27 protein-coding genes are annotated in these 26,411 nt (G+C 64.2%); 16 read left to right on the top strand and 11 right to left on the bottom strand.

Annotated features, from left to right (window positions below):
* Positions 1 to 157: 157 nt before the first annotated feature.
* The 13 genes from rplQ (at position 158) to VOI29_RS02025 (ending at position 15,315) form a co-directional block, all read left to right on the top strand.
* The gene (gene rplQ / locus VOI29_RS02085) at positions 158 to 586 is read left to right on the top strand and encodes a 50S ribosomal protein L17 (protein ID WP_024088563.1); all 429 of its coding nucleotides are present in this window, start codon (positions 158 to 160) and stop codon (positions 584 to 586) included.
* 173 nt (positions 587 to 759) lie between these two features.
* Positions 760 to 3,171 carry a CHASE3 domain-containing protein gene (locus VOI29_RS02080; protein ID WP_323775798.1) on the top strand — a complete coding sequence of 804 codons (2,412 nt, stop codon included), beginning with the start codon at positions 760 to 762 and terminating at the stop codon, positions 3,169 to 3,171.
* A gap of 303 nt (positions 3,172 to 3,474) precedes the next feature.
* Positions 3,475 to 4,554, top strand: a complete 1,080-nt coding sequence (locus VOI29_RS02075; RefSeq protein WP_323775797.1) for a 3-deoxy-7-phosphoheptulonate synthase — start codon at positions 3,475 to 3,477, stop codon at positions 4,552 to 4,554.
* 277 nt (positions 4,555 to 4,831) lie between these two features.
* Positions 4,832 to 6,223 carry a trypsin-like peptidase domain-containing protein gene (locus tag VOI29_RS02070; RefSeq protein WP_323775796.1) on the top strand — a complete coding sequence of 464 codons (1,392 nt, stop codon included), beginning with the start codon at positions 4,832 to 4,834 and terminating at the stop codon, positions 6,221 to 6,223.
* Positions 6,223 to 7,545: a replication-associated recombination protein A gene (locus VOI29_RS02065; RefSeq protein ID WP_323775795.1), complete on the top strand. Its 1,323-nt coding sequence runs from the start codon at positions 6,223 to 6,225 to the stop codon at positions 7,543 to 7,545. Before VOI29_RS02070 ends, VOI29_RS02065 begins: the two co-directional genes overlap by 1 nt.
* 185 nt (positions 7,546 to 7,730) lie before the next feature.
* A complete protein-coding gene (gene crcB, locus VOI29_RS02060; RefSeq protein ID WP_323775794.1) occupies positions 7,731 to 8,111 on the top strand; it encodes a fluoride efflux transporter CrcB in 381 nt (126 codons plus the stop codon).
* Complete coding sequence (locus tag VOI29_RS02055) at positions 8,108 to 9,154, top strand: RluA family pseudouridine synthase (RefSeq protein ID WP_323775793.1); 1,047 nt, start codon at positions 8,108 to 8,110, stop codon at positions 9,152 to 9,154. Before crcB ends, VOI29_RS02055 begins: the two co-directional genes overlap by 4 nt.
* Positions 9,151 to 9,819 (top strand): HAD-IA family hydrolase, encoded by a 669-nt coding sequence (locus VOI29_RS02050; protein WP_323775792.1) that lies wholly within the window; start codon positions 9,151 to 9,153, stop codon positions 9,817 to 9,819. Before VOI29_RS02055 ends, VOI29_RS02050 begins: the two co-directional genes overlap by 4 nt.
* 3 nt (positions 9,820 to 9,822) lie before the next feature.
* Complete coding sequence (locus VOI29_RS02045) at positions 9,823 to 10,527, top strand: ATP12 family chaperone protein (protein WP_323775791.1); 705 nt, start codon at positions 9,823 to 9,825, stop codon at positions 10,525 to 10,527.
* Positions 10,528 to 10,778: 251 nt separating this feature from the next.
* A complete protein-coding gene (locus tag VOI29_RS02040; RefSeq protein ID WP_323775790.1) occupies positions 10,779 to 11,795 on the top strand; it encodes an amino acid ABC transporter substrate-binding protein in 1,017 nt (338 codons plus the stop codon).
* Positions 11,796 to 11,921: 126 nt separating this feature from the next.
* Entirely contained in the window at positions 11,922 to 13,190 is a 1,269-nt protein-coding gene (locus VOI29_RS02035; protein WP_323775789.1) for an ABC transporter permease subunit, read from the top strand.
* Position 13,191: 1 nt separating this feature from the next.
* Positions 13,192 to 14,511 carry an amino acid ABC transporter permease gene (locus tag VOI29_RS02030; protein ID WP_323775788.1) on the top strand — a complete coding sequence of 440 codons (1,320 nt, stop codon included), beginning with the start codon at positions 13,192 to 13,194 and terminating at the stop codon, positions 14,509 to 14,511.
* A 12-nt stretch (positions 14,512 to 14,523) separates the two neighbouring features.
* The gene (locus VOI29_RS02025) at positions 14,524 to 15,315 is read left to right on the top strand and encodes an amino acid ABC transporter ATP-binding protein (protein WP_323775787.1); all 792 of its coding nucleotides are present in this window, start codon (positions 14,524 to 14,526) and stop codon (positions 15,313 to 15,315) included.
* A 53-nt stretch (positions 15,316 to 15,368) separates the two neighbouring features.
* Here the strand turns inward: VOI29_RS02025 and VOI29_RS02020 are convergent, their stop codons facing one another.
* From VOI29_RS02020 to VOI29_RS02005, 4 genes are all read right to left on the bottom strand, one after another.
* Complete coding sequence (locus VOI29_RS02020) at positions 15,369 to 15,821, bottom strand: DUF411 domain-containing protein (protein ID WP_323775786.1); 453 nt, start codon at positions 15,819 to 15,821, stop codon at positions 15,369 to 15,371.
* A 136-nt stretch (positions 15,822 to 15,957) separates the two neighbouring features.
* Positions 15,958 to 16,386 (bottom strand): GNAT family N-acetyltransferase, encoded by a 429-nt coding sequence (locus VOI29_RS02015; protein WP_323775785.1) that lies wholly within the window; start codon positions 16,384 to 16,386, stop codon positions 15,958 to 15,960.
* A gap of 204 nt (positions 16,387 to 16,590) precedes the next feature.
* On the bottom strand, positions 16,591 to 17,088 hold the full coding sequence (locus tag VOI29_RS02010) for a SixA phosphatase family protein (RefSeq protein ID WP_323775784.1): 498 nt from the start codon (positions 17,086 to 17,088) through the stop codon (positions 16,591 to 16,593).
* Entirely contained in the window at positions 17,085 to 17,795 is a 711-nt protein-coding gene (locus VOI29_RS02005) for a ferredoxin (RefSeq protein ID WP_323775783.1), read from the bottom strand. Before VOI29_RS02005 ends, VOI29_RS02010 begins: the two co-directional genes overlap by 4 nt.
* A 363-nt stretch (positions 17,796 to 18,158) precedes the next feature.
* On the opposite strand from VOI29_RS02005, the gene VOI29_RS02000 reads away from it, so the two are divergent.
* Complete coding sequence (locus VOI29_RS02000) at positions 18,159 to 18,491, top strand: GYD domain-containing protein (protein ID WP_323775782.1); 333 nt, start codon at positions 18,159 to 18,161, stop codon at positions 18,489 to 18,491.
* 181 nt (positions 18,492 to 18,672) lie between these two features.
* Here the strand turns inward: VOI29_RS02000 and VOI29_RS01995 are convergent, their stop codons facing one another.
* Positions 18,673 to 19,047 carry a response regulator gene (locus tag VOI29_RS01995; protein WP_323775781.1) on the bottom strand — a complete coding sequence of 125 codons (375 nt, stop codon included), beginning with the start codon at positions 19,045 to 19,047 and terminating at the stop codon, positions 18,673 to 18,675.
* A 115-nt stretch (positions 19,048 to 19,162) separates the two neighbouring features.
* Positions 19,163 to 20,869, bottom strand: coding sequence for a PAS domain S-box protein (locus VOI29_RS01990; RefSeq protein ID WP_323775810.1), 1,707 nt, complete (start codon positions 20,867 to 20,869; stop codon positions 19,163 to 19,165).
* Positions 20,870 to 20,881: 12 nt separating this feature from the next.
* On the opposite strand from VOI29_RS01990, the gene VOI29_RS01985 reads away from it, so the two are divergent.
* Complete coding sequence (locus VOI29_RS01985; protein WP_323775812.1) at positions 20,882 to 21,103, top strand: hypothetical protein; 222 nt, start codon at positions 20,882 to 20,884, stop codon at positions 21,101 to 21,103.
* 205 nt (positions 21,104 to 21,308) lie between these two features.
* Here the strand turns inward: VOI29_RS01985 and VOI29_RS01980 are convergent, their stop codons facing one another.
* Positions 21,309 to 21,842, bottom strand: coding sequence for a methanogen output domain 1-containing protein (locus tag VOI29_RS01980; protein ID WP_323775780.1), 534 nt, complete (start codon positions 21,840 to 21,842; stop codon positions 21,309 to 21,311).
* Positions 21,843 to 22,485: 643 nt separating this feature from the next.
* Positions 22,486 to 23,346 carry an acetylglutamate kinase gene (gene argB / locus VOI29_RS01975; protein ID WP_323775779.1) on the bottom strand — a complete coding sequence of 287 codons (861 nt, stop codon included), beginning with the start codon at positions 23,344 to 23,346 and terminating at the stop codon, positions 22,486 to 22,488.
* Between the two features lie 158 nt (positions 23,347 to 23,504).
* On the opposite strand from argB, the gene VOI29_RS01970 reads away from it, so the two are divergent.
* Positions 23,505 to 24,233, top strand: a complete 729-nt coding sequence (locus VOI29_RS01970; protein ID WP_323775778.1) for an SDR family oxidoreductase — start codon at positions 23,505 to 23,507, stop codon at positions 24,231 to 24,233.
* A gap of 21 nt (positions 24,234 to 24,254) precedes the next feature.
* On the opposite strand, the gene VOI29_RS01965 is transcribed toward VOI29_RS01970, so the two are convergent.
* The 3 genes from VOI29_RS01965 to VOI29_RS01955 all read right to left on the bottom strand — a co-directional run.
* On the bottom strand, positions 24,255 to 25,652 hold the full coding sequence (locus VOI29_RS01965; protein WP_323775777.1) for a PepSY domain-containing protein: 1,398 nt from the start codon (positions 25,650 to 25,652) through the stop codon (positions 24,255 to 24,257).
* Between the two features lie 72 nt (positions 25,653 to 25,724).
* Positions 25,725 to 26,090, bottom strand: coding sequence for a DUF2946 family protein (locus VOI29_RS01960; protein WP_323775776.1), 366 nt, complete (start codon positions 26,088 to 26,090; stop codon positions 25,725 to 25,727).
* A 4-nt stretch (positions 26,091 to 26,094) separates the two neighbouring features.
* Positions 26,095 to 26,411: GTP-binding protein (locus VOI29_RS01955; protein WP_323775775.1), on the bottom strand; the 317-nt coding region annotated here is incomplete at its 5' end.

Raw genomic sequence — 26,411 nt, 5'->3', positions numbered from 1 at the left:
CGGCCCTCCTCTTCAATGCCCGGGCCTGCCGGGGAATAAGAGTGAGAAAGGCTCCAGTGGAGCGTTTCGAGCTTGAATGGGCATCCGCCCCAAGGTGAGTGGCTGACACGCATCAGCTGCCTGACAAAGCAAAAACGCAGATCAAAGGACTATCAATATGCGTCACGCACGTGGTTACCGCCGCCTGAACCGTACTCATGAGCACCGCAAAGCGCTGTTCTCCAACATGTGCGGCTCGCTGATCGAGCACGAGCAGATCAAGACGACCCTGCCGAAAGCAAAAGAACTGCGCCCGATCATCGAAAAGATGATCACCCTGGCAAAGCGCGGCGACCTGCACGCCCGCCGTCAGGCAGCTTCCAAGCTGAAACAGGACAAGGACGTCGCGAAACTGTTCGAGGTTCTGGGCCCGCGTTACAAGGACCGTCAGGGCGGCTATGTCCGTATCCTGAAGGCCGGCTTCCGTTACGGCGACATGGCTCCGATGGCGATCATCGAGTTTGTCGACCGCGACACCGCCGCCAAGGGTGCCGCCGACAAGGCCCGCCTGGAAGCAGCAGAAGCCGCAGCTGAAGCTGAAGAATAAGACGCGCTGAACCCCAGGGTTCACCTGTCTGGCCCCCGCTCCGCCCGGAGCGGGGGTTTTTCGTTTTCCGGCGTCACCCCAAGGGTGTTTAAAGTTCTCATTCTGCGCGAAAGGGAATCGTAATTTTCTTCTGATTTTACTGCGGCATTCAAGGCAGCTCCGGGGCGAATGCAATGGCAGTAAAGAAGACACCCGCGGCCAGGCGGTTCTCACTGGCAAATCTCAGCACCAAGGTAAAAATCGTTTCGGTGGCGGTATTTCCGCTGCTGCTGGTGCTCGGGGTCGGCGTGCTGGCGGTGGTCAACCTGGGCCGTATGGCGCAGACTGCGCAGGCTGTTGACCACACCCAGAAGATTTTGACCGAAGCGCAGGCGCTGGCGCAGGCCGCCTCTGGAATGGAGGCCGGGCTGAGGGGGTATTTGCTGGCCGGGCAGGAGGCCTATCTGGTGCCGTTTGAGGACGGCAGCGCCAAAGTTGCCGGCTCCCTGGACAGTTTGCGCAGCCTGGCAGCGGGCGATGCGGATTTGCTGGCCGACCTCGATACGGCCGAGCAGACATTGGCCGGCTGGCAGGAGAATGTCGCGGCCGGCGCCATTGCCTTGCGCCGCGATATCGGTGACGCCATGACCATGAACGACATGGCGGCAGAGGTGAAAAAATCCAAGGGCCGGGTCTATTTCGAGGACTTCCGCGCCGAGATTGCCAAGGTCATCGAGGAAGAGGAAGTTGAGCTGAACAACCGGCGCAACACCTTTTCTTCACTGGTGAATGCCGGGATTGCCGATCCGGATTACCTGAACACCTCGCTGCAGGCGGTGGAGCAGACCCATAAGGTCATCAGCAGCGCCAAGGATCTGCTGGCGGCGGCGGTCGATATGGAAACCGGGATGCGCGGCTTCCTTCTGGCGGGCGACCGGGAATTTCTCGAACCCTATATGGAGGGCACCGGGCGCTTCAATGAGGTGCTGGCGGACCTTCGCCTGGCGCTGGTTGACAATCTGATGCAGGCGAACCGCCTGAATAACGTGGCCAGGATCGTTGACGAATGGCGCAGCAGCGTGGTCGTTCCGATGCTGCAGCTGCGCCGGGTGATCGGCAGCGCGGCCACTATGGATGACATGGCCGATCTTGTCGCCCAGGGCCAGGGCAAGGCTTATTTCGACAGCTTCCGTGCCACCATGGCCTCGATCGAGGCCAAAGGCGCCGAGACCATGGCCGCGCGCCGCGCCGTCAATGAGGCGCTTGCCGCCCAGACCCGGATCATGATCCCGGGCGCGATTGCTGCGGCGATCCTGATCGGCGCGGTGATGGCGCTGATCACCGGTTCCGGCATCGCCTCGGGCCTGCGGCGCATCGTGGTGTCGATGCGCGGGTTGGCCGAGGGCAACAATGCCGTCGAGATCAAGGGCCAGAATCGCGGCGACGAGGTCGGCGACATGGCCCGCGCACTGGATAAATTCCGCGAGGAGCTGGTTCGGATGCAGGCGGCCGAACAGCAGAAAGCGGAAAGCAAGGACGCCGAGCTGGGCAATGTGGTGCAGCAGCTGAGCCAGCGTCTGGCGCGCCTGGCGCAGGGCGATCTGACAATCCGCATCGCCGAGGAATTCCCCGAGGAATACGAACAGCTGCGCGCCGATTTCAACGGCTCCATCGACAATCTCAACGCCACCGTGCAGCAGGTGGTCGATGCCGCCTCCAGCATCCGCAGCGGCGCGGCCGAGATCAGCCAGGCCTCCGACGATCTGTCCCACCGCACCGAAAGCCAGGCCGCCACGCTGGAGGAAACCGCTGCCGCCATTGATGAGCTGACAGCCTCGGTGAAATCCGCAGCCGAAGGCGCCCGCAACGTCGAGGCAACCGTGCGCGGCGCCCGCCAGGAGGCCGAAAACAGCGGCGAGGTGGTGCAAAGCGCCGTCGCCGCGATGAGCGGCATCGAGGAAAGCTCGAACAAGATTTCCCAGATCATCTCGGTGATCGACGACATCGCCTTTCAGACCAACCTTCTGGCGCTGAACGCCGGGGTGGAGGCCGCCCGCGCAGGCGAGGCCGGCCGCGGCTTTGCGGTGGTCGCATCCGAGGTGCGGGCGCTGGCGCAACGCTCCTCGGATGCGGCGATGGAGATCAAGACCCTGATCAGCGACAGCTCGCGCCAGGTCGGCGAGGGCGTGGATCTGGTCGGCCGCGCCGGCGGCGCGCTGCAATCGATCGTCGGCCAGGTCAGCCGCATCTCGGAACTGGTGTCTGAGATCGCCGAAGGCGCCGAGCAGCAATCCACCGGCCTGCTGGAAATCAACACCGGCGTGACCCAGCTGGACCAGGTGACCCAGCAGAACGCGGCCATGGTCGAGGAAGCCACAGCGGCGGGCCACATGCTGAACGCCGATGCGGGCAAGCTGTCGGATCTGGTTGCCCGGTTCCAGGTGGCTGGCGGCGGCAGCGCCGGCCTTGCAGCCCCCTCCGCCCCGGCGATGGCGGCCATGGCGCCCTCAGCCCATGGCAGCGAGGACTGGGACCTTGAGGCCAGCCCGGCCCCGGCCGCTGCGGCAGGCGGCAATGCGGCCCGCGATCTTTGGCAGGATTTCTGAACCGCTTCACAAACCCCGCACAGGCTCTCCCCGGCGGAGGGCCTGCCGCCATTTTCCGGAGATGTTCTCCGGGCCCACTTTCGGGGTGACAGCTGCCCGAATCTCCGCTAGCGTCCGGTCCATGACCCGTAGCTATGCCGCATTCTGGTATTTCTTTTATCCGCGCCACATGGCGGACGGAGGGGTCAGCGCGTTCTGAATACAGACAGGAAACGCACCAGGATACCACCAACCGCCCGCAGCTGCCGGCGGTTTTTTTGTATCCGCCGCTGCGCCAAGGGCCGCCGCCAAGGAAGCAGACCCATGACACCCCAGACCGAAAACCTCCGGATCACCGGCATGCAGGAACTGATCTCGCCCGAAGACCTTGCCTCGCAGCTGCCCTCATCGGCGGCGGCCACCGGCACCGTGCTGGCCGGCCGCACCGCCATTCAGGACGTGCTGCACGGCCGTGACGACCGCGTGATCGCCGTCGTCGGCCCCTGTTCGATCCACGACCCCAAGGCGGCAATGGACTACGCCGAACGGCTGGCGCCGCTGCGCGCGCGTCTTGCCGGGCAGCTGGAGATCGTGATGCGGGTCTACTTCGAGAAACCCCGCACCATCAGCGGCTGGAAAGGGCTGATCAACGACCCGGGCCTCGACGGCTCCTTCCGCATCAACGAGGGCCTGGGTCTGGCCCGCCGCCTGTGCCTGGACATCAACAGCCTGGGCCTGCCGGTCGGGACAGAGTTCCTGGATACGGCGGTGCCGCAGTACATCTCCGACCTGGTGGCCTGGGCCGCGATCGGCGCCCGCACCACCGAAAGCCAGATCCACCGCGAAATGGCCTCCGGCCTCAGCTGCCCGGTCGGCTTCAAGAACGGCACCCGCGGCAATGTGCAGATCGCGGCGGACGCGGTGCGCTCGGCCGCCCATCCGCATCATTTCATGGCGCTGGCCAAATCGGGCCGGGCGGCGATTGCGGCCACCAGCGGCAACCCGGACTGCCACCTGATCCTGCGCGGCGGCGGCGGCACCAATTATGACGCGGCCTCGGTCGATGCCGCCTGCAAGCTGGCGGAAAAGGACGGTATCCGCGGCCATGTGATGATCGACGCCAGCCACGCCAACAGCGGCAAGGACCCGATGCGGCAGCCTGCGGTGCTGCGCGATGTGGCGGCGCAGATTGCGGGCGGCGACAGCCGCATCACCGGGGTGATGATCGAAAGCCATCTGGTGGCAGGCCGCCAGGACCTGGGCAAGGGGGAGCTGACCTACGGCCAGTCGGTCACCGACGGCTGCCTGGGCTGGGAAGACACCGTCGCAGAGCTGGAGGCGCTGGCCGAAGCGGTCGCTGCCCGGCGCGCTGTTGCGGCGCAGAGGGAACTGGCGCAGGCCTGAGGCCTGCCGAGACCTGCCAAAAGGGGACGCGCCTAGCGGCGCGTGCCTCCGGCGGGGAGTATTTCGGGCAAGATGAGGGACCGGGGCTTTGTCCGGCCGCCTGCTTCTTCTGGCTCCAAATATCCCGGGGTGAATTGGCCGTCAGGCCAAGAGGGGCAGCGCCCCTCTTCCCTTTAGCCCTGCAAGGCAGCGCTCCATTGCCGTCCTTGACCGCTCCCGTCTTGCAATCCCGGCGTTCTCTCCGCATATCCTTCGCACAGCAACTGTTGGAGCCCGCATGATCCGCCCAGCCTTGACCGCCCTTGCCATTGTTCTTGCCCTGCCGGCCGCGGCCGAAACCCGGGTGCCGCAGACCCAGGCCGAGATCAGCCTGGGCTTTGCGCCGCTGGTCAAAGAGGCCGCGCCGGCGGTGGTCAACATCTACGCCAAGGTGGTGCGCCAGGTGCAGCAGCGCCGCCGTTCGCCGTTCATGAACGATCCGTTTTTCGACGACCTGTTCCGCGGCTTTTCCACGCCGCAGCCGCGGGTGGAAAACTCGCTTGGCTCGGGGGTGATCCTGTCGGGCGACGGCATCGTGGTGTCCAATTACCACGTCGTCGGCACCGCCACCGAAATCCGCGTGGTGACCTCTGACCGGCGCGAATACAATGCGCGGGTGATCCTGGGCGACAAGGCCAGCGACCTGGCGATCCTGCAGCTGGAAGACGCCGAGGGCCTGCCGCATCTGGAGCTGCGCAACAGCGACGAGGTCGAGGTCGGCGAGCTGGCGCTGGCGATCGGCAACCCGTTCGGGGTCGGCCAGACCGTCAGCAGCGGCATCATTTCCGGCCTGGCGCGCACCGGCATGGGGGCAGGCGACGGCTTTGGCTATTACATCCAGACCGACGCGCCGATCAATCCGGGCAACTCGGGCGGTGCGCTGATCGACGTGAACGGCGGCCTGATCGGCATCAACACCCGGATCCTGTCCCGCTCCGGCGGCTCCAACGGCATCGGCTTTGCGATCCCCGCCAATCTGGTGCGGGAGTTCGTCAATCAGGCCCGCGAGGGCAGCGAAGAGTTCCAGCGCCCCTGGGCCGGCATGGCCGGGCAGCCGGTGGATGCGGACCTGGCGGCCTCCTTGGCGATGGAGCTGCCGGAGGGCATGGTGATCTCCGACCTGCATCGTGAAAGCCCCTTTGCCAAGGCGGGATTCCGGGTCGGCGACGTGATCACCCATGTCGACGGCGAGGTGGTGAACTCGCCCTCGGAAATGGTGTTCCGGATGTCGGTCTCCGGTCTCGGCGGCACCGCTGAGATCACCCGCCTGCGCGGGGCAGAGCGCGAAGTGGTCGCGGTGCCGATGATCACCGCGCCGGACCAGCCGCCCGCCAACCCGGTGCAGCTGGATGAGCGGACTGCGCTGCCCGGCCTGACGGTGGCGCAGATCAATCCGCAGGTGATTGCACGCCTCGGCCTGCCGCTGTCGGCGGAGGGCGTGGTGGTCACCGATCCCGGCCCCTATGCCGGGCGCGGCGGGGTGCAGCCCGGCGATGCGCTGCTGGCGGTCAATGGCCAGCCGGTGGGCAGCACCAAGGACGTCCATGCGATTCTTGCAAACAGCGGCCGCTGGATCCAGCTGGATCTGAACCGCCGCGGCCAGCGTGTCACCCTGCGGTTCCGCACCTGATGGCGGACCTGTTCGGCAGCCCCGCGCCTGCGAAAGGCGATGCGCAGCAGCCAGCCCCCAACCGGCCGCTGGCCGACCGGCTGCGGCCGCAGTCGCTGGCGGAGGTGATCGGCCAGGCCCAGGTGCTGGGGCCGGAGGCGCCGCTGGGGGTGATGCTGGCCTCCGGCTCACTTTCCTCGTTGATCTTCTGGGGGCCGCCGGGGGTGGGCAAGACCACCATCGCGCGGCTGCTGGCGCAGGAGACCGACCTGCATTTTGTGCAGATCTCGGCGATCTTCACCGGGGTGCCGGAACTGCGCAAGGTGTTCGAGGCCGCAAAGATCCGCCGCCAGAACGGCCAGGGGACGCTGCTGTTCGTCGACGAGATCCACCGTTTCAACAAGGCCCAGCAGGACGGCTTCCTGCCGCATATGGAGGATGGCACCATCCTCTTGGTCGGGGCGACGACCGAGAATCCCTCGTTCGAGCTGAATGCCGCGGTGCTGTCGCGCAGCCAGGTGCTGGTGCTGGAGCGGTTGTCGCTGGCCGATCTGGAGCGCCTCACGCAGCGTGCTGAGAAGGAACTGGGCCGCGCGCTGCCGCTGAGTGGCGATGCCCGCGATGCGCTGCACGAGATGGCGGATGGCGACGGCCGGGCGCTGCTCAATCTGATCGAACAGGTTGCGGCCTGGAAAGTGGCGGCGCCCTTGGGGCGCGAGGCGCTGGCCAGCCGGCTGATGCGGCGCGCCGCCAAGTTCGACAAATCCGGGGATGAGCATTACAACCTGATCTCGGCGCTGCACAAGTCGATCCGCGGCTCCGACCCGGATGCGGCACTTTACTGGCTGGCACGGATGCTGGAGGGCGGCGAAGACCCGCGGTTCCTGGCGCGGCGGCTGACGATGATGTCGACCGAAGACATCGGCATGGCCGACCCGCAGGCCAATACCGTCTGCCTCAATGCCTGGCAGACCTATGAGCGCCTCGGCAGCCCGGAGGGCGAGCTGGCGCTGGCCAATGCCGCAGTTTATCTGGCGCTGGCGCCGAAATCCAACGCGGTCTATGTGGGCATCAAGGCGGCGCGGCGGCTGGCCAAGACCACCGGCAGCGCGCCGCCGCCCAAGCATATCCTGAATGCGCCGACCAAGCTGATGTCCGAGCAGGGCTACGGCGACGGCTATGCCTATGACCACGACGCCGAGGACGGGTTTTCCGGCCAGAACTACTTTCCCGACGGGGTCAAGCGCCCGGTGCTGTATCAGCCGGTGGAGCGCGGGTTCGAGCGCGAGCTGAAGCGGCGCACGGATTATTTCGCCAATCTGCGGCTGAAGCGGAACAAGTGAAGCGGCTTTCCCTGGGAAAGCCGCGGCCTTGGGCGGGGGGAGTGACGTCCCGGAAACCGTCCGGGGGACGGGTTCAGTCACGAACAGGCAGAGCCCTGGGGAAAGATGAAAGGGCGGCCGGCCCTGCGCGCAGTGCAATGCGGGCAAAACTTGACATCCCTGCCTGTGCCGGCGACAGGACGGGGATGATGTCTTCGGTTTCCATGGTGGCCCTTGGCGGTGCAATCGGGGCGGTGTGCCGCTATCTGGCCGGGCTGGGAGTGATCCGGCTTTTCGGCCATCACGATTTCCCGGTGGCGGTGATAACGGTGAATGTGATCGGCTCCTTCCTGATGGGGGTGTTTGTGGTGGCGGCGGCGATGCGCGGTCTGACCCACCTGAGCCCCTTGGTGATGACCGGGCTTTTGGGCGGGTTCACCACCTTTTCGGCGTTCTCGCTGGAGACCGCCAACCTGATCGAGCGCGGCGCCTTCGGGCAGGCGGCGCTGTATGTTGTTCTGTCCGTCGGATTGTCCGTGGGCGGTTTGTTTCTGGGCCTGATGGCCGCAAGAGGAGTGTTCGCATGAGCGGCGTTCAGATGATTACCGTCAGCGAAGACGATGGCGGCCAGCGCATCGACCGCTGGCTGCGGCGGCTGTTTCCGCATGTGAACCAGGGGCGGATCGAAAAGATGTGCCGCAAGGGCGAGCTGCGGCTGGACGGCGGCCGGGTGAAGGCCAATACCCGCGTCGAAACAGGCCAGGTGGTGCGGGTGCCGCCGCTGGCGGACAGCGACCTGAAACCTGCCGCCCCGCGGGAGATGCGGATCTCGGAGGCGGATGCCAGGATGATCCAGGCGTGTGTGATCTACCGCGACGACGATGTCATCGTGCTGAACAAGCCCGCCGGGCTGGCGGTGCAGGGCGGCTCCGGCACCACCAAACATGTGGATGGTCTGGCCGAGGCGCTGAAGTTCGGGCTGGAGGACAAGCCCAAGCTGGTGCATCGGATCGACAAGGATACCTCCGGTGTGCTGGTGCTGGCGCGCAACCGCAAGGCGGCGCAGGGGCTGACAGCCGCTTTCCGCCACAAGAACACCCGCAAGATCTACTGGGCTTTGGTGGCCGGCGTGCCGACGCCCTATCTTGGCGAGATCAAGAACGGGCTGGTGAAGGCGCCGGGCCACGGCAAGAGCGGTGAAGGCGAGAAGATGATCAACGTGCATCCGCAGGACATCGATGACACGCCGGGCGCCAAGCGGGCGCATACGCTTTATGCCACGTTGTACCGGGTGGCCTCCCGCGCCGCCTGGGTGGCGATGGAGCCGGTCACCGGCCGCACCCACCAGCTGCGGGCGCATATGTCGGGCATGGGCCATCCGATTGCCGGCGATGGCAAATACGGCGGTTCCGGCCAGGAGAACCTGGGCGACGGCTGGGGCGCGCAGTTTGGCGGGGTGATCTCGAAGAAGCTGCATCTGCACGCCCGCCGGATGGTGTTTGAACACCCGGTGACCCACAGGAATGTCTCGGTTGTGGCGCCTTTGCCGGACCATATGAAAGAGAGCTGGGACACCTTCGGCTGGACCGAGGATCTGGCGGCGGATGACCCGTTTGAGGACCTGAAGTGAGTTCACCGCTGCGGCTGATCCTGTTTGACGTGGATGGCACCCTGGCCGACAGCCAGGGCGCGATCACCGGCGCCATGGCGGACGCCTTTGACGGTGCCGCCCTGCCGGTGCCGCCGCGCGAGGCGATCCTGTCGATTGTCGGCCTGTCGCTGCCGCTGGCGATGAAAGAGCTGGCGCCGGATCAGGATGCCGCCACGGTTGACGCGCTGGTGGACGGATACAAATCCTCCTACAGGCTGGCCCGCGAGGCTGCAGGGGCGGGGCATTCGCCGCTTTATCCCGGTGCCCTTGAGGCTTTGGCGGAACTGAATGCGGTGCCGGAATACCTGCTGGGGGTGGCCACCGGCAAATCGAAGCGCGGCGTCGAGGCGCTGATTGCGGCGCATGGGCTGGAGTGTTTCGTGACCCGGCAGGTGGCCGATCACCATCCGTCAAAGCCGCATCCTTCGATGGTGCTGGCGGCGATGGCGGAAACCGGGGTGGAGCGCGGCAGCACCGTGATGATCGGCGACACGCGGTTTGACATTGAGATGGGCAAGGCAGCCGGGGTCACCACCATAGCGGTGCCCTGGGGATACCACCCGGCAGAGACATTGGGCGCCGATTACCTGATCCGCGATTTCGCGGAGCTGCGCCCGCTGCTGGCAGAGATTTGGAAGGCATAAGAGATGAGCGGCTGGGCACAGAAGCGGTTCTGGAAAGAGGTTTCGGTTGTGCAGACCGAAGACGGGTTTGCGGTGGAGCTGGACGGGCGCCGGGTGAAAACGCCGGCCAAGGCGCCGCTGGCGGTGCCGACCCGGGCCATGGGCGACGCCATTGCTGCAGAATGGGATGCGCAGACCGAATCAGTTGATCCCGGAACCATGCCCTGCACCCGTTCTGCCAACGCTGCGATTGACAAGGTGACACATCAGCACAGCGAAGTGGCCGCCATGCTGGCCGAATACGGCGATTCCGACCTGTTGTGCTACCGCGCCGACGCGCCGGTTGAGTTGACGTTGCGTCAAGCGCAGGAATGGGACCCGGCGCTGGACTGGGCGGCGGAGGCGCTGGGCGTGCGGCTGCAGCCGCGCACCGGTATTCTGCATCAGCCGCAGCAGGCCGCGGCGCTGGCCGCGCTGGCGGAACAGGTGCATGCGTTGACAGCGTTCCAGCTGGCGGCTTTCCATGATTTGGTAGGGATTTCCGGCTCTTTGATCCTGGGCTTTGCCACCGCGCAGGGCTGGCGCAGCGCCGATGAGCTGTGGCTGCTGTCGCGCCTGGACGAGCGCTGGCAGGAAGAGCAGTGGGGAGCCGACGAGGATGCCCAGGCTGCGGCGGAAGTGAAGCGGCAGGAATTCCTGCACGCCAAGCGGTTCTACGATTTCTCCTGAAAGAACCGAAAATTACCGAATTGACCCGTGTGACGTAAATAAATTTACTCACGGGCAATTCTGTGCGGATGCCGCAAATCGAAATTCCTGATCCCACCCTTGACGTTTGTTGATGAATGCGCCCACACTTAAGCGCGAAAAAGGGCTAAACCCTTCTTCAGTCTCAATTCCGGCGGGGGATCGCTGGTCAATAAGAACCGCTGAATGGCGGACTATGCCGCTGAATGGCGGGCTATCAGGAAGAGGTAAATATGAAAAAATCCGTAATTTTGGGCGCAATGGCTTTTGCCGGTCTTGCGGCGGGTGCAGCATCCGCCGGAACACTGGACGATGTGAAGGCGCGCGGCAAGCTGAACTGCGGCGTTACCGTCGGCCTGGTCGGCTTTGCGGCTCCGAATGCGAACGGGGAATGGGAAGGGTTCGACGTTGCCGTGTGCCGGGCTGTGGCTGCAGCCGTTCTGGGCGACTCGAAAGCCGTTGAATTCGTGCCGACCACCGGCAAAACCCGCTTCACCGCGCTGGCCTCCGGCGAGATCGACATGCTGGCCCGCAACACCACCTGGACCTTCAGCCGCGATGTCGACCTGAAGTTCGAATTCGTCGGCGTCAACTATTATGACGGCCAGGGCTTCATGGTCCCGAAAGAGCTGGGCGTGTCCTCGGCCAAGGAGTTGGACGGCGCCACAGTCTGTATCCAGACCGGCACCACAACCGAGCTGAACCTGGCGGACTTCTTCCGGTCCAACAACATCTCCTACGAGCCGGTTCCGATCGAAACCAATGCCGAAGCGCAGCAGCAGTACCTGGCCGGTGCCTGCGACGTTTACACCACCGACGCCTCCGGCCTGGCGGCGACCCGTGCCACCTTTGATGATCCGGGCGCGCATGTGCTGCTGCCGGAAATCATCTCCAAAGAGCCGCTGGGCCCGCTGGTCCGCCACGGCGACAACGAATGGGGCGATGTGGTCCGCTGGACCCTGAACGCGCTGATCGCGGCTGAAGAGCTGGGCATCACCTCGGCCAATCTGAGCGAAATGTCCGCCGGCACCGAGAACCCGGAAATCAACCGTCTGCTGGGCAGCGAAGGCACCCTGGGCGAGATGCTCGGCCTGGACGCCGCCTGGGCCCAGAATGCGGTCGCTTCGCAGGGCAACTACGGTGAGATCTTTGCCAAGAACATCGGCGAGGACACTCCGGTCGGCCTGGCCCGCGGCCTGAACGCACAGTGGACCGAAGGCGGCCTGCTGTACGCACCGCCGTTCCGCTAACCACACCACCGGGAGGGGCGCAGGACATTCCTGCGCCCTTTTCCTATCAAATAACAACCTCCGGACCGCTGCGGAGCGGGGACAACCCCGCCGGGACAGACCACCGGAGACAGGGGATCACAATATATGTCAACGTTAACTGACCCTCCAAAGGAGCAGTTCCGGCTGTCGATGCTTCTTTACGACACCCGCTACCGGTCGGCGACCATCCAGGTCATCGCGATGTTCGGGTTCATGCTGCTGGCCGCCTGGCTGATCAACAACACGCTGAGCAACCTGGCCGCGCAGGACAAGGCCATCGACTTTGGGTTCTTCACCGAGTCGGCCGGCTATGACATCAACCAGCGCCTGCTGGAGTACACCTCGCGCGACAGCCATCTGCGGGCCGCGCTGATGGGGCTTCTGAACACGCTGGTGGTTGCCGTCCTCGGCTGCATCACCGCCACCATTCTGGGTGTGATCATCGGTGTTCTGCGGCTGTCCTCGAACTGGCTGGTGGCGCGTCTTATGACGATCTACGTCGAGCTGTTCCGCAACGTGCCGGTGCTGCTGTGGATCGTCTTTGTGATGGCGATCCTGATCGAAACCCTGCCGGCGCCACGGGCGTTCCGGGGCGAAAATCCCGAAGCCACGATGAGCCTGGCTGACAGCGTTGCCGTGACCAACCGCGGTGTCTACATCCCCGAGCCGCTGTTCTCGCGCACGCTGGGCGACGTTCATGTGTTCGGCGAGGGCTCGCTGCGGTTTGACGTCAGCCTGGACCTGGTTGCGGTTCTGCTGGTGCTGGGCCTCAGCCTGTGGGGCGCCCACCGGGTGACGCTGCGCGCCAACCGCATTCAGGAAGCCACCGGCGACCGGCCGAAAACCTGGCATATCCGCACCGGCATCATCGTGCTGCCGATGCTGGCGCTGCTGATCGCCCTGGGTTTCCACCTGGGATACCCGGCGCTGAAGGGCTTCAACTTCCAGGGCGGCACCCATCTGCGCAACTCGCTGATCGCGCTGTGGCTGGCGCTGTCGCTGTACACGGCCGCCTTTATCGCGGAAATCGTGCGTGCCGGAATCATGGCGATCTCCAAGGGCCAGACCGAAGCTGCCGAGGCATTGGGCTTGCGCTCCAACAGGATCATGTCGCTGGTGGTTCTGCCGCAGGCGCTGCGGGTGATCATCCCGCCGCTGATCTCCAACTATCTGAACCTGACCAAGAACTCGTCGCTGGCGATTGCGGTGGGCTATATGGACATCACCGGCACCCTGGGCGGCATCACCATGAACCAGACGGGGCGCGAGCTGGAATGCGTTCTCTTGCTGATGCTGGTGTACCTGGCGATCTCGCTGACCATTTCCGGGGTCATGAACTGGTACAACGAAGCCGTGAAGCTGAAGGAGCGCTGAGATGAGCGGTACCCATTCCCATACCGTCGCCTTTGTCCGCGACACCATGCTTCCGGAACAGGCGCCGCCGGCCTCTGAGGTCGGGGTCATCGGCTGGGCGCGCCATAATCTGTTCTCCAGCTGGTTCAACGCGATTCTGACCATTGCCTCGCTGGCGGCGATCTACTTTGTGCTGGCCGCCATCGTGCCCTGGATCCTGTCGCCGACCTGGGACGGCACCTCGCTGTCCAACTGCCGCGAAACGCTGGCGGCCGCGGGCCATGGCGATGCCCATGGCGCCTGCTGGGGGGTGATCAAGGAGCGCTGGATCCAGCTGATCTTCGGCTTTTACCCGAGCCATCTGTATTGGCGCCCGGTTGCCGCATTTGTCCTTTTGGGCGTGGCGCTGGCCCCGGTGCTGTTCTCGGACAGGGTGCCGTCGAAACTGCTGATCTTTTCGCTGCTTTACCCGTTCATCTTCCCCTGGCTGTTGTGGGGCGGCACCATCTGGATGCCGGTCGCCGCGCTGGCGGGGTTTGTCATCGGCGGGCTGGTCTACAAATTCGCCTCGCAAGCGCTGAGCCCACTTCTGGGGATGATCCTGGGGGTTGCGGCGGCTGTGATCTGGTGGATGCTGCTGGCGGCGCCGGTATCGGGCGCGCTGGATACGATCCTGCCGATTGGCATCGAGGCGGTGGAAAGCCGCAAGTTCGGCGGCTTCATGCTGTCGGTGACCATCGGCGTGGTGGCGATTGCCTGCTCGCTGCCGATCGGCATCGTGCTGGCGCTGGGCCGCCAGTCGGACCTGATGATCGTCAAATACATCTGCGTCGGCTTCATCGAGTTCATCCGCGGGGTGCCGCTGATCACCCTGCTGTTCGTGGCGTCGACGCTGCTGAACATCTTCATGCCGCCCGGCACCAACTTCGACATCATCCTGCGGGTGCTGATCATGGTGACGCTGTTTGCCTCGGCCTATATGGCCGAAGTGATCCGCGGCGGCCTGGCGGCGCTGCCCCGCGGCCAGTACGAGGGGGCGGATTCGCTCGGTCTCGACTACTGGCAGGCGCAGCGGCTGATCATCATGCCGCAGGCGCTGAAGATCTCGATCCCCGGCATCGTTTCGACCTTCATCGGCGTCTTCAAGGACACCACGCTGGTCTCGATCATCGGGCTTCTCGATCCGCTGGGCCTGTCGAACGCCATCCGCGCGGACGCCAATTGGAACGGCATTGTCTGGGAACTTTACGGCTTTATCGCCCTGTTGTTCTTCGTCTTCTGCTTCTCCATGTCCCGCTATTCCATGTACCTGGAGCGCAAGCTTCAGACTGGCCACCGTTAAGGAGTTCAACATATGTCTGAACTTATGACCGACCGTCAAATCGACCGTTCCAAGATGCAGGTGAGCGACAAGGTCGCCATCGAAATCTCCAATATGAACAAGTGGTACGGATCTTTCCACGTGCTGCGCGATATCAACCTGACGGTGAACCAGGGCGAGCGCATCGTCATTGCCGGCCCGTCGGGGTCGGGGAAATCCACCCTGATCCGCTGTCTGAATGCCCTGGAAGAGCATCAGCAGGGCAGGATTGAGGTCGATGGCACCGTCTTGTCCAACGACCTCAAGAACATCGACAAGATCCGCTCGGAAGTGGGAATGGTGTTCCAGCACTTCAACCTGTTCCCGCATCTGTCGATCCTTGAGAACTGCACGCTGGCGCCGATCTGGGTCCGCAAGACGCCCAAGAAGGAAGCCGAAGAACGGGCGATGCACTTCCTGGAAAAGGTGAAGATCCCCGAGCAGGCGGACAAATACCCCGGCCAGCTGTCGGGCGGCCAGCAGCAGCGGGTGGCGATTGCCCGCAGCCTGTGCATGATGCCGCGCATCATGCTGTTCGACGAGCCGACTTCGGCGCTGGACCCGGAGATGATCAAGGAGGTGCTCGACACCATGATCGAGCTTGCCGAGGAAGGCATGACCATGCTCTGCGTCACCCACGAGATGGGCTTTGCCCGGCAGGTGGCGAACCGGGTGATCTTTATGGACGCGGGCCAGATCGTCGAGCAGAACGAGCCCGAGGAGTTCTTCAACAACCCCAAGAGCGACCGCACCAAGCTGTTCCTCAGCCAGATCCTCGGCCACTGAGCCGGGCGGCAGTGCAAATCGGAAAGGCCGGGCACAGCGCCCGGCCTTTTTGTTTACCGGTGGCTGGCAAAGACTTCGGTGCGGCCGTCCGCCGTGATCAGCAGCGTGTCGAACGGCTCGCGCTCATCGCCCATTTCCATTCCCGGCGAGCCGATCGGCATTCCCGGCACCGTCAGCCCCAGCGCCGCAGGGCGCTCCGCCAGAAGCCGCCGGATGTCGGCGGCCGGCACATGGCCCTCGATCACATAGGCGCCGGCCAGCGCGGTGTGGCAGGAGGCCAGCTCGCGGGTGATGCCCAGCTGCTCCTTCATCTGCCACAGCTGGTCATCGGGAACCTCCCGCACCTCGGTTTCCATTCCGGCGGCGGCCAGCCGGTCCGCCCAGGCGGTGCAGCAGCCGCAGCTGGGCGATTTCATGATCCGGATGGTCTCCTGTGCCGCGGCTATGGCAGGCAGCTGGGCAAGCGGCAGGGCAGCTGCGGCGAGCAGCAGGGAACGGCGGTGCATGGCGGTTTCCAATCCTGAAAAACATTGATCCGCGGCAAGATCTAGGCCCGCGGGGGCGGACATGCCAGATCCCTCCCGCGCGGGATGCGGCCGGGTGCCGCAGGGGGCCGGGGCAGTGCCCGGCCCCCTGCATTGCCTAGCGCGGGTCCAGGGTCATGCGGATTTCCGCATGGCCGAAAAACGGGTTCACCTGGCGGCGGGCTTCTGTGAAGCCATACCGGCGGTAGAACCGCTGCGCGCGCGTGTTTGCAGCAAAGACGTCAAGTTCCAGCCGCGGGCGTGAGGCGCAGGCCGTGTCCAGCAGCAGACGGCCAAGCCCGCGGCCCTGCCAGGCGGGCAGGATGAACAGGCCGCCGACCTCTTCGCCGAGCAGCGAGATGAATCCCGCAGGCGTGCCTGCCGGCGCGCTGATCCAGGTCTCTGCCATGTCCAGAAAGGTGTCGCGGATCATGGTCTCGGCCTGAATCACCCGTTCCGGGCTCAGAAACGGATGGGCGAGGGCATTGGCGTCCCGCCAGATGGAAAGAACGGCTTCCTTGTCGGAAGCCTCATAGGGTCTGATCATTGTCAGGGGTTTCCCAGGTTGCGCTGCGCTTTCGGCAGCAAGTGTCCTGTTTTGTCAAGCAACAGCCATCACGCCGTCAGCGTGAAGGGCTGGCGTTCGCGTTTTGGTCAGTGCATACGGCGCCGCGGCGCTGTAATTCAACGGGACATAAAATCTCCTGGTTTTGTGCGGGCAGACTAGCCTGCGCGCGCAGGCCCCGCAAGCTCACTCCCCCAGCAATTCCCGCGGCACCGCAAAATCGATCGGTTTGCCGCTGCTCCAGCTCAGCTCGCGCCAGCTGCTGATCGCAAATTCCGCCACCAGCGTCGCGCCGGTCGGGTAGTCGTCAAACCGCGCATGGTCCGGCGGGCTGGAGACAATGGAATGGGCAAAGGCAGCGATGCCGGGATTGTGGCCGATCAGCATGACGCGCGGCTGGCTGGCCTCGCTCAGCACCTTGAAGATGATTTCCGAATTGGCTTGATACAGCCGTTCTGTGAACTGCGCAGGCACCCCCAGATCCATCAGCTCGCAGGTCTCGCGGGTGCGCTGCGCGGAGGATGAGATCACCTGATCCGGCACATGCCCGTTCTCGCGCAGCCAGGCGGCTATGGCCGGGGCAGACCGGCGCCCGCGTTTGTTCAGCGGACGGGCGTGGTCGCTGGGAACATTGGTGTCCCAGGCGGATTTGGCATGGCGGGTCAGGATCAGGGTGCAGGTCATCGGGGGTGAAAATGCCTCATGTGGTGCGCGGTTTGTTGCGGGTCCCGGCCGGCGTTGCGGCTAAGCGGGCAGGCCCGGCGGGCAAGACAGCCGCCAGTCATGCAGCCGCCGCCGTCTGGGGTGTCGAGATAGTCGTGGCAGGCCGCCAGATTGTAGGGGCCGCCGTCTGCCAATGCGCCGGCGGGGCAGGCGCTGAGACAGGGGCGGAAGGGGCAGCTGCGGCAGGGGGATTCTGCCAAAGGCGGAGGGGGGATGTCAATTTCCTGTTCGAAATGAAGGGCCCCCCGCAAGGATATCAGCATTCCAGCGAGATCATGCACCATCATCTGTGACGGTGATGTGAAAAACCGCCCCGAGGCCAGCGCCCAGTTGACAAACGGCGTGTAGGGCGGCCCGCCAAAGGGAAAATGGGCCTTGCCGCCCAAATCCTCCGCCAAGGCGCCGACCACCCGCTCAGACCAGCGGTCGACCGGGTGCGGGGCGCCGTCCTTGTGTTCCGGGCTGGTCTTGAAGACGGGCCAGAACGCCCCGGCGGTGCCGAGCAGGACCAATGTGCCGCCGGCCAGCGCCTTGACGGGCTGCCGGGCTGGATGCAGAGCGCCGCAGACCGCCAGCCCGGCCTGCCGGGCGGCGGCGTCGATCTCGGGATAGGACGGCGCGGCTTGGGCGCGGTGGTCTGGCAGGTCGGTCAAGGGCACATGCGGCATCCGGTCAGGGGGCTTGGCGCGAGACTAACAGCGTAAGCCCGTTTGCCAGAGCGCAAAAACGTCCCGTCCTGTCCTGCCGGCGCCTTCCCGCCGGCGCGGTCAGAAGCGGCGGAACGGCCGCGGCGGGGTCCGTTCCAGCCCGGCCGGGCCGGGCCAGGAAGACAGCAAGGCGGAGGCGGCCCTGATGATCCACATATGCAGCAATGCGCATGTACAGACACAAAGCAAGCCCTGCTGCCGGCCGCGCGCTGATATGCCGGAACGCCGGACTGTGCTATGATCCGTCCCCGGGGGGATGCGGGCCGGACTGTGCGGCATCGGGCCTATGGGCGGCTTGCAGGTTTCGCCCCAGGGAGAGCCAGAATGCCAAGATATATCGTGACCGGCTGCTACACGTCCTCTGCCATGAACGCGATGATTGAAAGCCCCAGTGACCGCGAGGCGGCGGCCCGCGCAATTGTCGAAGCGGCAGGCGGCGCATTGGAAAGCTACTATCTGACCACCGGCGACAGTGATTTTGCGATCCAGGTGACAATTGATGACGCGTCCAGCCTGCTCGCCGGTTTGCTTGCGACGGGCGCCAGCGGGGCCGTCAGCAATCTGAAAACCGTGCGGGCGTTCACCTCGGACGAATTTACCGCCATGCAGAAGAAAGCCGGCAGCATCGCCAAGGCGTATAAAGCGCCAGGAAGCTAAGGCAGCCTGCGGCGGCGGGGGGGGACCGGGGCGGCTGCGGGCTGCCACCGCGTGATGGCCGGCGGTGCGCCGCGGCCCGCATTGGAAAACCTTCAGGGAAACGGACAACGCTGTCCAAGCGTCGATCTGTTGGCTCCTGGGCGGTCAGTCAGTGTAAATCCGTCAACCAAGGGCAGGAATTTCATAGCCGATCTGATCGCTTTGCCGCCGCGTCCGCGATCATTGCAACAAATACTGATGGGATTGCGGGCTTGCTGATGACCGGTGCTTCTGGCCAGCTGGAGGTGCCCAGCAGGGATTTCCGGCCAGTGTGATATACAAAGGGGATCTGATCACCGGTCAGTCTTTCTGCAACGGCGAGCGACTGCTCCTTACCCAGGTTGACGTCAAGAACTGCAACTGTAATCCGGCGGCTGCTCAGAAGATCCAACGCTTCGTTCACCGATGCCGCCGGTCCAGCAACCTCTGCCCCCGCCTCACGGACCGTTTCTGCCAAATCCATCGCGATCAGGAAGTCATCCTCCACGATCAAGACGAGTTGATTTTCAAGATCCATTTGTCCGGCGAGCCCTGATGAAGCATAGACTGTGGGGTATCAACGGTTTATCCGGTCAGTTGGTTCCGCAAAGACAGCACCGCCGGTTGAAACAGTCAGAGAGGCTGATGCGCGGTCAGCGATCAAACGGGAGCATCACCGTCCACTGCAAACCGTCCTTTGCATATGCCAAGTCAACATTTGCGCCGAGTTTTTGTGACACGAAGCTTTTGATAACCGTCTGGCCAAAGCCTGTTTTTTCCGGCGCGCTGACAGGTGGTCCGCCGTGCTCGGTCCAGCTCAGGCGCAGGACCTTGTTCGCGTCATGCGTTTCAAATCCCCATTCGACATGGACCTTGCCTTGCGGGGTCGACCAGGCCCCGTATTTGACGCAGTTCGTCGATAACTCGTGCATTGCAAGGCCGATCACTTCTGCCTCGCCGCTGTTGAGCACGACCTCAGGGCCGTCACGTTCGAGCCGTTCGCCGCCGCCAGCGAAGGCTTCCAGCTGCTTGTCGACCAAATCTCTGAGAGAGGCGCCGGTCCAACTCTGTCTGACCAGCAAATCGATGGAGACCGCAAGACCGTTCAGGCGTTGCTCGAGCAGGGTCCGGAAATCCTGCATTGATCCGGCTGTTCTCGCCGTTTGCCGCGCGATGGCACCGACCACAGCAAGCTGGTTCTTGGAGCGATGCGACAATTCATGCATCAGAATGTTCTGGTGTTCCTGCGCCGCCTTGCGATCGCTGATATCCCGGATCACGTAAATCAAATACGCCGGTTCGCCTTCGCCTTCGCCGTTGCGTTGCAATGCAACGCTTACATCCCACCACGCGCCACTGCCGTCTGCGCAGAGATGCCGCGCTTCGTATTGCAGGTTGGCAATGGCCCCGGACAGGAGGCTATCGACTTTCCCGGGGTCCGCCGGGCGGTCCTCGGGGTGCAGCAGTTGATCCAGCCTGCGGTGCGCCAGATCGGCGCGGCTGTATCCCGACATTTCACACAGACGATCATTGAACTCCAGCCAGGTGCCGTCCAGTCCGACGTGGGCAATCCCGACCGACGCGTTGTCAAAGGTCCCGCGAAACCGCTGCTCGCTTTCGCGCAGCGCGGCTTCGAAGTGCTGACGTTCCGAAAGGTCGTAGAAATGACAGACGATACCGGGGCGGCCGTCGGGCAATGTCAAACGTTCGATCTTCCAATCATATGCCTCCACTTGATCGATATCACGCCGGTTCTCCACCGTGTCCGGCGCATGATACGCTTCGCCTGTCGCAAGCGTGTGGCGGAAATGGGCGATGAAGTCGCTGGCCGCCGGTTCGGGCCAGATAATCCGCAGGGCTTCGGCGAAATCGCGCCCGATCAGGGGGCGGACGTTCTCGAACACTTTCTGCGCCCCGACGCTGACCTGAGCGATCCGGAAATCCGCATCGACAGCAAAGATGCCGAAAGGCGACTCGTTGACCAATTGTGCCAGGCTGGCATTTGCAGCCAGCAACGACTGCTCCACCTTCTTGCGGACCGAGATATCGCGCACGATCTTGGAAATTCCGACAATCTCGCCCGCCTCGTTCCGGATCGGTGACGGCGTGACCGATACTGGCAGCAGGCGTCCATCCTTGCACTGCCGCAAGGTTTCGACGGCTCGCAAGGTTTCCCCTGATCCGACCCGGCGCACGAACATCGCCTCTTCGTCGCGCTTTTCCTCCGGCACCAGGCACAGCGCAGTCTGGCCGACGATCTCTGGGGCGCTGTAACCGAACATGTTTTCAGCGCCGTCGTTCCAGCTGGTCACATTGTCCGCCAAATCCTTGCTGTAGATCGCATCCGTCGAGGAGGACACGATTGCCGCAAGATGGGCGCGGGCCTGCTCGGCGCGGTTCCGCCATTCGATTTCCGTTTTCAGCGTCCTGATTTTCTGGTTGAGCTGCTCGAAAGCGGATTTTCCCAGTTCAGCAGGCTGAAGCCGCAGGATGACAAGCGCACCGCCATCTGTCCCCGGACCGGCGGCGCCGCCATGGCAGCTCCAGTCCAAGGATCCTCCGGCCTCGGTCTTCATGGTGATTTTGCCCGGTAAAGGCCCCCGCGTCCGCGCGCACATGGACAGAAATTTCGCGACCGCTTCCGGTGAGGTGCTAAGATTTCCCAGATCGCTGCCGGGTTCCAAATCGGGATAAGCCCGTCTGAATGGCGGGTTCGCCGCGCGGACAATGCCTGCGGAACTGACGAGCAGACATGCGCGGGTGTCGGACGCCAGGAGCATCTCGAACGCGCTTTCTATGCTACCCTTGGGATCCAAAATACTCACGCCCGTCCTCCCTTCCGGCCGCCGCGCCGTGCTTCAGATGCACCACCACCCGGCACTCCCGATGACCCGCCGCAATCGTGCGCTGGAGTTCGACTTTTGCATATCCCAAGTTTTCCGCGGCAATGCTGCCAAAGACATTTGACGTCATCATGCACATGGAGGGCCGGCCAAGTACCTTATCGCCGAAGGGACAGGCCATATTGCCGAGCACAATGCGGTCGTCGTTCTCCTCAATGATGTAGAACTGACCCTCGATCCGGCGTTTCAAATCGACCAGAACCGCGGCTACCTGGCCTCGGGACAGTTTTTCGACAGACAGTGCATTGCGATAAGATTGACCGATGCTTTCGCCGATCGTCGTGCCAACGATACTGATAAACCCCGAAGCGTCTTCGAGACCGACGACGTCTTCGAGCGTCCCGGACAGCTCGCGGATGAGCGTGCGCATGAAACGATCACGGTCAAGGTCAATTTCTGCCGTCGGGATGTCATCGCTTGATCTGGTCATCTCAGTCCCATTCTTGCTGCGCCGTGCTGGAAATGGCCCGTCTTGCGCGGATGCAGAACAAGTGAAGCGCGCTGATCCTTCACATCTTCTCGCGGTCAACAGATTATCGCGTGGGCGCGGTTCATGGCTATTCGGATCTCTGCGGCTTACGCCGCTGCAGGATTACAACCTATTCCGGCGTTGCGCATTGGGCCACATCTTTTCCTGACGCTGCAGATACGCGTAAGCGGTTTCATGCAGGAAGAAGACGGTGGCGCGCAGCTGCAGCATGCCTTGCGGCGGTCCTGCTGCGCCTCCAAAGGTCAAGGACCGCTTCGCCATCTTGGGGGGATTGGGATCCTGCCGGGAACGGACGCCGATCTTCGCCAATGCGGGAAACAAGCGCTTTATCAACGGCGCCACCCCCCGCATAGGCCCGATGGCAACCCGCTGGCCGGTCCTGCCTCCGGCCCGCGATGGGGGCGGCGAAAATCTGCTGAAGAAGACGGGCGGCAACAGGCTTGCGCACCGGGTCCGAGGGCGGCCGGACCGGGTGCGCGGGAGGATCGGGCCCGAATTCATACAAGCCGTCAGTGGCTGCAGCGGCGCTTGCTTTGTGCAAATGACGGCTGGGCAGCGCCCCTCAAACCCTCTTGAGCCCGTGTCAGGCGCGGATCATCGACCCCGCACCGTGGTCGGTGAACAGCTCCAGCAGCACCGAATTCTGCACCCGCCCGTCAACGATGATGCAGGCGCGCACGCCGCCCCGGACTGCATCCAGCGCGGTTTCGGTCTTGGGGATCATGCCGCCCGCGATCACGCCGCTGGCGGTCATCTCCTCGACATCGGCCGCCGTCAGCTCGGTCACCACGTCGCCGTCGGCGTTCTTGACGCCGGCCACATCGGTCAGCAGCAAGAGCCGGTCGGCGGTCAACGCCTTGGCGATAGCGCCGGCGGCGGTGTCGCCGTTGATATTGTAGGTCTCGCCATTGCGGCCGCCGCCGATCGGGGCGATCACCGGGATCATGTTCTGTTCGAACAGCCCGTGCAGCACCTTGGGGTCCATTTCGGCGGGCGCGCCGACAAAGCCCAGATCCGGGTCGGCCTGATCGCAGGTGATCAGATTGGCGTCCTTGCCCGACAGGCCGACGGCCCGGCCGCCCTGGCGGTTGATCGCCTGCACGATGCGTTTGTTGACGACGCCGGACAGCACCATTTCCACCACTTCCATGGTGGCGGCATCGGTGACCCGCTTGCCGCCCACGAACTCCGACTGGATCTGCAGCTTTTCCAGCATCGCATTGATCATCGGTCCGCCGCCGTGGACGATCACCGGGTTTACCCCGACCTGGCGCATCAGCACGATGTCGCGGGCAAAGGTCTCCATCGCCTCGTCGCTGCCCATGGCGTGGCCGCCCAGCTTGATGACAACAATGGCCCCGTCATAGCGCTGCAGATAGGGCAGGGCGCTTGAGAGGGTCTCGGCAGTGGCAATCCAGTCGCGGTTCATGGTCTGTGTTTTCATCGCTGTCATCATTCCTTTGAGCGAAGGGTTTAGGCGGTTCCGGGGCCGCTGCCAAGCATTGCCTGCGGCAAACCGGGCGGCGCAGCCTGCAGGATGCCATTGCGGTTGCCTGTGCCGGTGGTAGGGTCAGCCTGAAAATCTCCTGTGAGGATCATCAGATGCGTCAGAAGACCCTGCTATTGACCGGCGCCAGCCGCGGAATCGGCCATGCCACGGTGCGCCGTTTCAACGCCGAAGGGTGGCGGGTGATCACCTGTTCGCGGCAGCCGTTCCCTGCGGAATGCCCCTGGGGCGGCGGCCGGGAAAACCATGTGCAGCTGGACCTGTCGGATCCTTCCGACACGATCAACGCGGTGGGCCAGATCCAGGAGCTGCTGGACGGAAAGCTGGATGCGCTGGTCAACAATGCCGGGATTTCGCCGAAAGGGCCGGAGGGGGAGCGGCTGAGCACGCTGGACACCGATCTGATGGACTGGGGCAAGGTGTTCCATGTGAACTTCTTTGCCTCGGTGGTGCTGGCGCGCGGGCTGAAGGATGAGCTGGCGGCGGCCAAGGGATCGGTGGTCAATGTGACCTCGATTGCGGGCAGCCGGGTGCATCCTTTTGCCGGGGCGGCCTATGCCACCTCCAAGGCGGCACTGGCGGCGCTGACGCGGGAAATGGCGCATGATTTCGGCCCCATGGGGGTGCGGGTCAATGCGATTGCGCCGGGAGAGGTGGAAACCGCGATTCTGTCGCCCGGCACCGACAAGATCGTCGAAAAGCTGCCAATGCAGCGGCTGGGCCAGCCCGAGGAGGTGGCCTCGGCGATCTATTTCCTGTGCTCCCAGGAAAGCTCCTATATCTCCGGCACCGAGATCGAGGTGAACGGGGCGCAGCACGTCTAAGGCCTGCGCCCCTGAGCGCGGTCAGCTCACCGCGCGTTTCAGCACCGGCAGATTGCCCAGCAGCAGCACGTCAACCGCCAGCACCGCCAGCAGCACCAGACCGGTCAGCGGGAAGGCAAGCGAGACCAGAACGGCGATCAGCGCGGCGCCTTTCCAGAACCGCATCCCGGCCGGTTCCGGCGGTGCGGCGAGGCGGCTGGCCCCGGCCGGGCGGCGCTTCATCCACATCACCAGGCCGGAGACGCAGACAAAGATCACCGCCAGGCAGAACACCACGTTCAGCACAAAGCTCCAGGTGCCCATCAGACCCATGTGGAAGGGAATGCCGACAGCCATCGCCTTGCCGGCCAGGGAGTAGTCCTGGTATTTCACATCGGCAAGGATCTTGCCGCTGTACTGGTCCACGTGGATGGTGCGGTCGAGGAACGGGTCATCGCCGTCGCCGCTCATGCTGTCGCGGTTGATGGTCCAGACGCCATTTTCGCCGCCGGGATAGGCGAGGCGGAAGCGGCCTTCCATCCCCAGCGTGCGGCCCAGGGCGATAACGCTGCCCGCGTCCACCGCCTGGCCTTGCGGCACCCCGGTGATCCCGGCCTCAGACCCGGAAGCGGGCATCGGGGTCTGTTCCAGCGCCCAGGGCACGTCATTGGTGGACCCGTGGTTCATGCTGGCGTGAATGTCGTCCGACAGGGGCACATTGTCCCATTTCGCCGCCGGGAAGGTGCTCCAGGCCTGCACCAGCTGAGCGCCCCAGATTCCGGTCCACGAGAGGCCGGAGATCAGGAACACCACCAAGAGCGCCGACATCCAGAAGCCGGTCACCGCGTGCAGGTTCTTCCACAGGGCGCGGCCGCGGGCGCGGAAGTTCGGGATAAAGGCGCTGGCGGCATTGCCGCGCGGCCACCACAGGTAGAGCCCGGTCAGAACCAGCACGATGCCAAGGCCGGCGGCAATCTCGATCAGCCGGTCGCCGGTGTCGCCGATCAAGAGGGTGGAGTGGATGTTGTCGGCCAGATCATACCAGCCTGCGCGGCGGTCCCAGACCTTGATCACCTCGCCAGTGTATTGGTCCAGTGCCACCAGACGCTGGCCGTCATCGGTTTTCACACGGAACACCGCGGCCAGATCCGGCGCCTTGGGGCCGATCCATTCGGCGATGGTGCCGGGCTGGGCGGCCAGAACGGCGGCGGATTGGTCTGCGATGCTCAGCTCGGCAGGGCCTTGGGCAACGGTGATTGTCTCGCCGTCGCGGCCATCGAACTGGGTGATGAACATCATCATCAGGCCGGTCACCGCCAGCATGATCAGGAACGGCACCACAAACAGGCCGGCATAGAAGTGCCAGCGCCAGGCGGCGAAGTAGAATTTCTCGGACAGCGGGCGCGATTGGCCCGCGGATTGCGGTTGGCTGGTCGCCATTGGGTCTCTCCATATCGGAACAGGGCCGGGCGCGCAGGGCGCCGGCAAAAATTTTCAGGTTTGTTCAGAAAATCAGGAGAGCGCGGGCGGGCCGCGGGCGTCATAGCGCCAGTGGAAACCGGCGCTGTGATGGGTGAACGCCTCGCGCGACCAGCGGTCTTCCAGCGGGGCGTTCAAACCCAGATCGATCAGATGGTCCGGCAGCAGCGCCACCGCGGCAAGCGCGGCAAAGGGGCAGCTGCGGTCCTCCATCTGCTCCGTGGGGACGTGGTCAACCCCGCCGTCCAGATCAACCCAGGTTTCCACCGGGCCGGTGCCGGTGCAGATCACCAGCAGCACCTTGCCGTCCTGCGCCGATGCCGGCATCCAGCCGGACGGGATCAGCCCGGCCACGGCCAGGGCAATCACAACCAGCATGGAGGGCAGGCGGCGCAGCATTGTTTTAGAGCCCGGCGATGATCGTGCGCAGGGTGGCGATGCCGTCGCCCTTCTCGGAGGAAGTCAGCACGATCTCAGGGTAGGCGGCGGGGTGTTTGGCCAGCGCGCCCTTGACCTGCTCCAGCACCTTGGCGCGGTCCTTTTCCTTGACCTTGTCGGCCTTGGTCATGACGCATTGGAAGGTGACGGCAGAGCTGTCCAGCAGCTTCATGATCTCTGCGTCCACTGCCTTTACCCCATGGCGGCTGTCGATCAGCACAAAGGCGCGGCGCAGGTTCTGGCGGCCGCTGAGGTAGCGCTTCAGCAGTTTCTGCCATTGCT

Source organism: Leisingera sp., assembly GCF_034669605.1.
Classification (GTDB): Bacteria; Pseudomonadota; Alphaproteobacteria; order Rhodobacterales; family Rhodobacteraceae; genus Leisingera.
This window is presented reverse-complemented; position numbering and strand designations above follow the sequence as displayed.

Bases quoted from the DNA above. Each gene is read 5' to 3' on its own strand.
- rplQ (WP_024088563.1), top strand. From the start codon at position 158: ATGCGTCACGCACGTGGTTACCGCCGCCTGAACCGTACTCATGAGCAC.
- VOI29_RS02080 (WP_323775798.1), top strand. From the start codon at position 760: ATGGCAGTAAAGAAGACACCCGCGGCCAGGCGGTTCTCACTGGCAAAT.
- VOI29_RS02075 (WP_323775797.1), top strand. From the start codon at position 3,475: ATGACACCCCAGACCGAAAACCTCCGGATCACCGGCATGCAGGAACTG.
- VOI29_RS02070 (WP_323775796.1), top strand. From the start codon at position 4,832: ATGATCCGCCCAGCCTTGACCGCCCTTGCCATTGTTCTTGCCCTGCCG.
- VOI29_RS02065 (WP_323775795.1), top strand. From the start codon at position 6,223: ATGGCGGACCTGTTCGGCAGCCCCGCGCCTGCGAAAGGCGATGCGCAG.
- crcB (WP_323775794.1), top strand. From the start codon at position 7,731: ATGATGTCTTCGGTTTCCATGGTGGCCCTTGGCGGTGCAATCGGGGCG.
- VOI29_RS02055 (WP_323775793.1), top strand. From the start codon at position 8,108: ATGAGCGGCGTTCAGATGATTACCGTCAGCGAAGACGATGGCGGCCAG.
- VOI29_RS02045 (WP_323775791.1), top strand. From the start codon at position 9,823: ATGAGCGGCTGGGCACAGAAGCGGTTCTGGAAAGAGGTTTCGGTTGTG.
- VOI29_RS02040 (WP_323775790.1), top strand. From the start codon at position 10,779: ATGAAAAAATCCGTAATTTTGGGCGCAATGGCTTTTGCCGGTCTTGCG.
- VOI29_RS02035 (WP_323775789.1), top strand. From the start codon at position 11,922: ATGTCAACGTTAACTGACCCTCCAAAGGAGCAGTTCCGGCTGTCGATG.
- VOI29_RS02030 (WP_323775788.1), top strand. From the start codon at position 13,192: ATGAGCGGTACCCATTCCCATACCGTCGCCTTTGTCCGCGACACCATG.
- VOI29_RS02025 (WP_323775787.1), top strand. From the start codon at position 14,524: ATGTCTGAACTTATGACCGACCGTCAAATCGACCGTTCCAAGATGCAG.
- VOI29_RS02020 (WP_323775786.1), bottom strand. From the start codon at position 15,821: ATGCACCGCCGTTCCCTGCTGCTCGCCGCAGCTGCCCTGCCGCTTGCC.
- VOI29_RS02015 (WP_323775785.1), bottom strand. From the start codon at position 16,386: ATGATCAGACCCTATGAGGCTTCCGACAAGGAAGCCGTTCTTTCCATC.
- VOI29_RS02010 (WP_323775784.1), bottom strand. From the start codon at position 17,088: ATGACCTGCACCCTGATCCTGACCCGCCATGCCAAATCCGCCTGGGAC.
- VOI29_RS02005 (WP_323775783.1), bottom strand. From the start codon at position 17,795: ATGCCGCATGTGCCCTTGACCGACCTGCCAGACCACCGCGCCCAAGCC.
- VOI29_RS02000 (WP_323775782.1), top strand. From the start codon at position 18,159: ATGCCAAGATATATCGTGACCGGCTGCTACACGTCCTCTGCCATGAAC.
- VOI29_RS01995 (WP_323775781.1), bottom strand. From the start codon at position 19,047: ATGGATCTTGAAAATCAACTCGTCTTGATCGTGGAGGATGACTTCCTG.
- VOI29_RS01985 (WP_323775812.1), top strand. From the start codon at position 20,882: ATGGGCGCGGGCCTGCTCGGCGCGGTTCCGCCATTCGATTTCCGTTTT.
- VOI29_RS01980 (WP_323775780.1), bottom strand. From the start codon at position 21,842: ATGACCAGATCAAGCGATGACATCCCGACGGCAGAAATTGACCTTGAC.
- argB (WP_323775779.1), bottom strand. From the start codon at position 23,346: ATGAAAACACAGACCATGAACCGCGACTGGATTGCCACTGCCGAGACC.
- VOI29_RS01970 (WP_323775778.1), top strand. From the start codon at position 23,505: ATGCGTCAGAAGACCCTGCTATTGACCGGCGCCAGCCGCGGAATCGGC.
- VOI29_RS01965 (WP_323775777.1), bottom strand. From the start codon at position 25,652: ATGGCGACCAGCCAACCGCAATCCGCGGGCCAATCGCGCCCGCTGTCC.
- VOI29_RS01960 (WP_323775776.1), bottom strand. From the start codon at position 26,090: ATGCTGCGCCGCCTGCCCTCCATGCTGGTTGTGATTGCCCTGGCCGTG.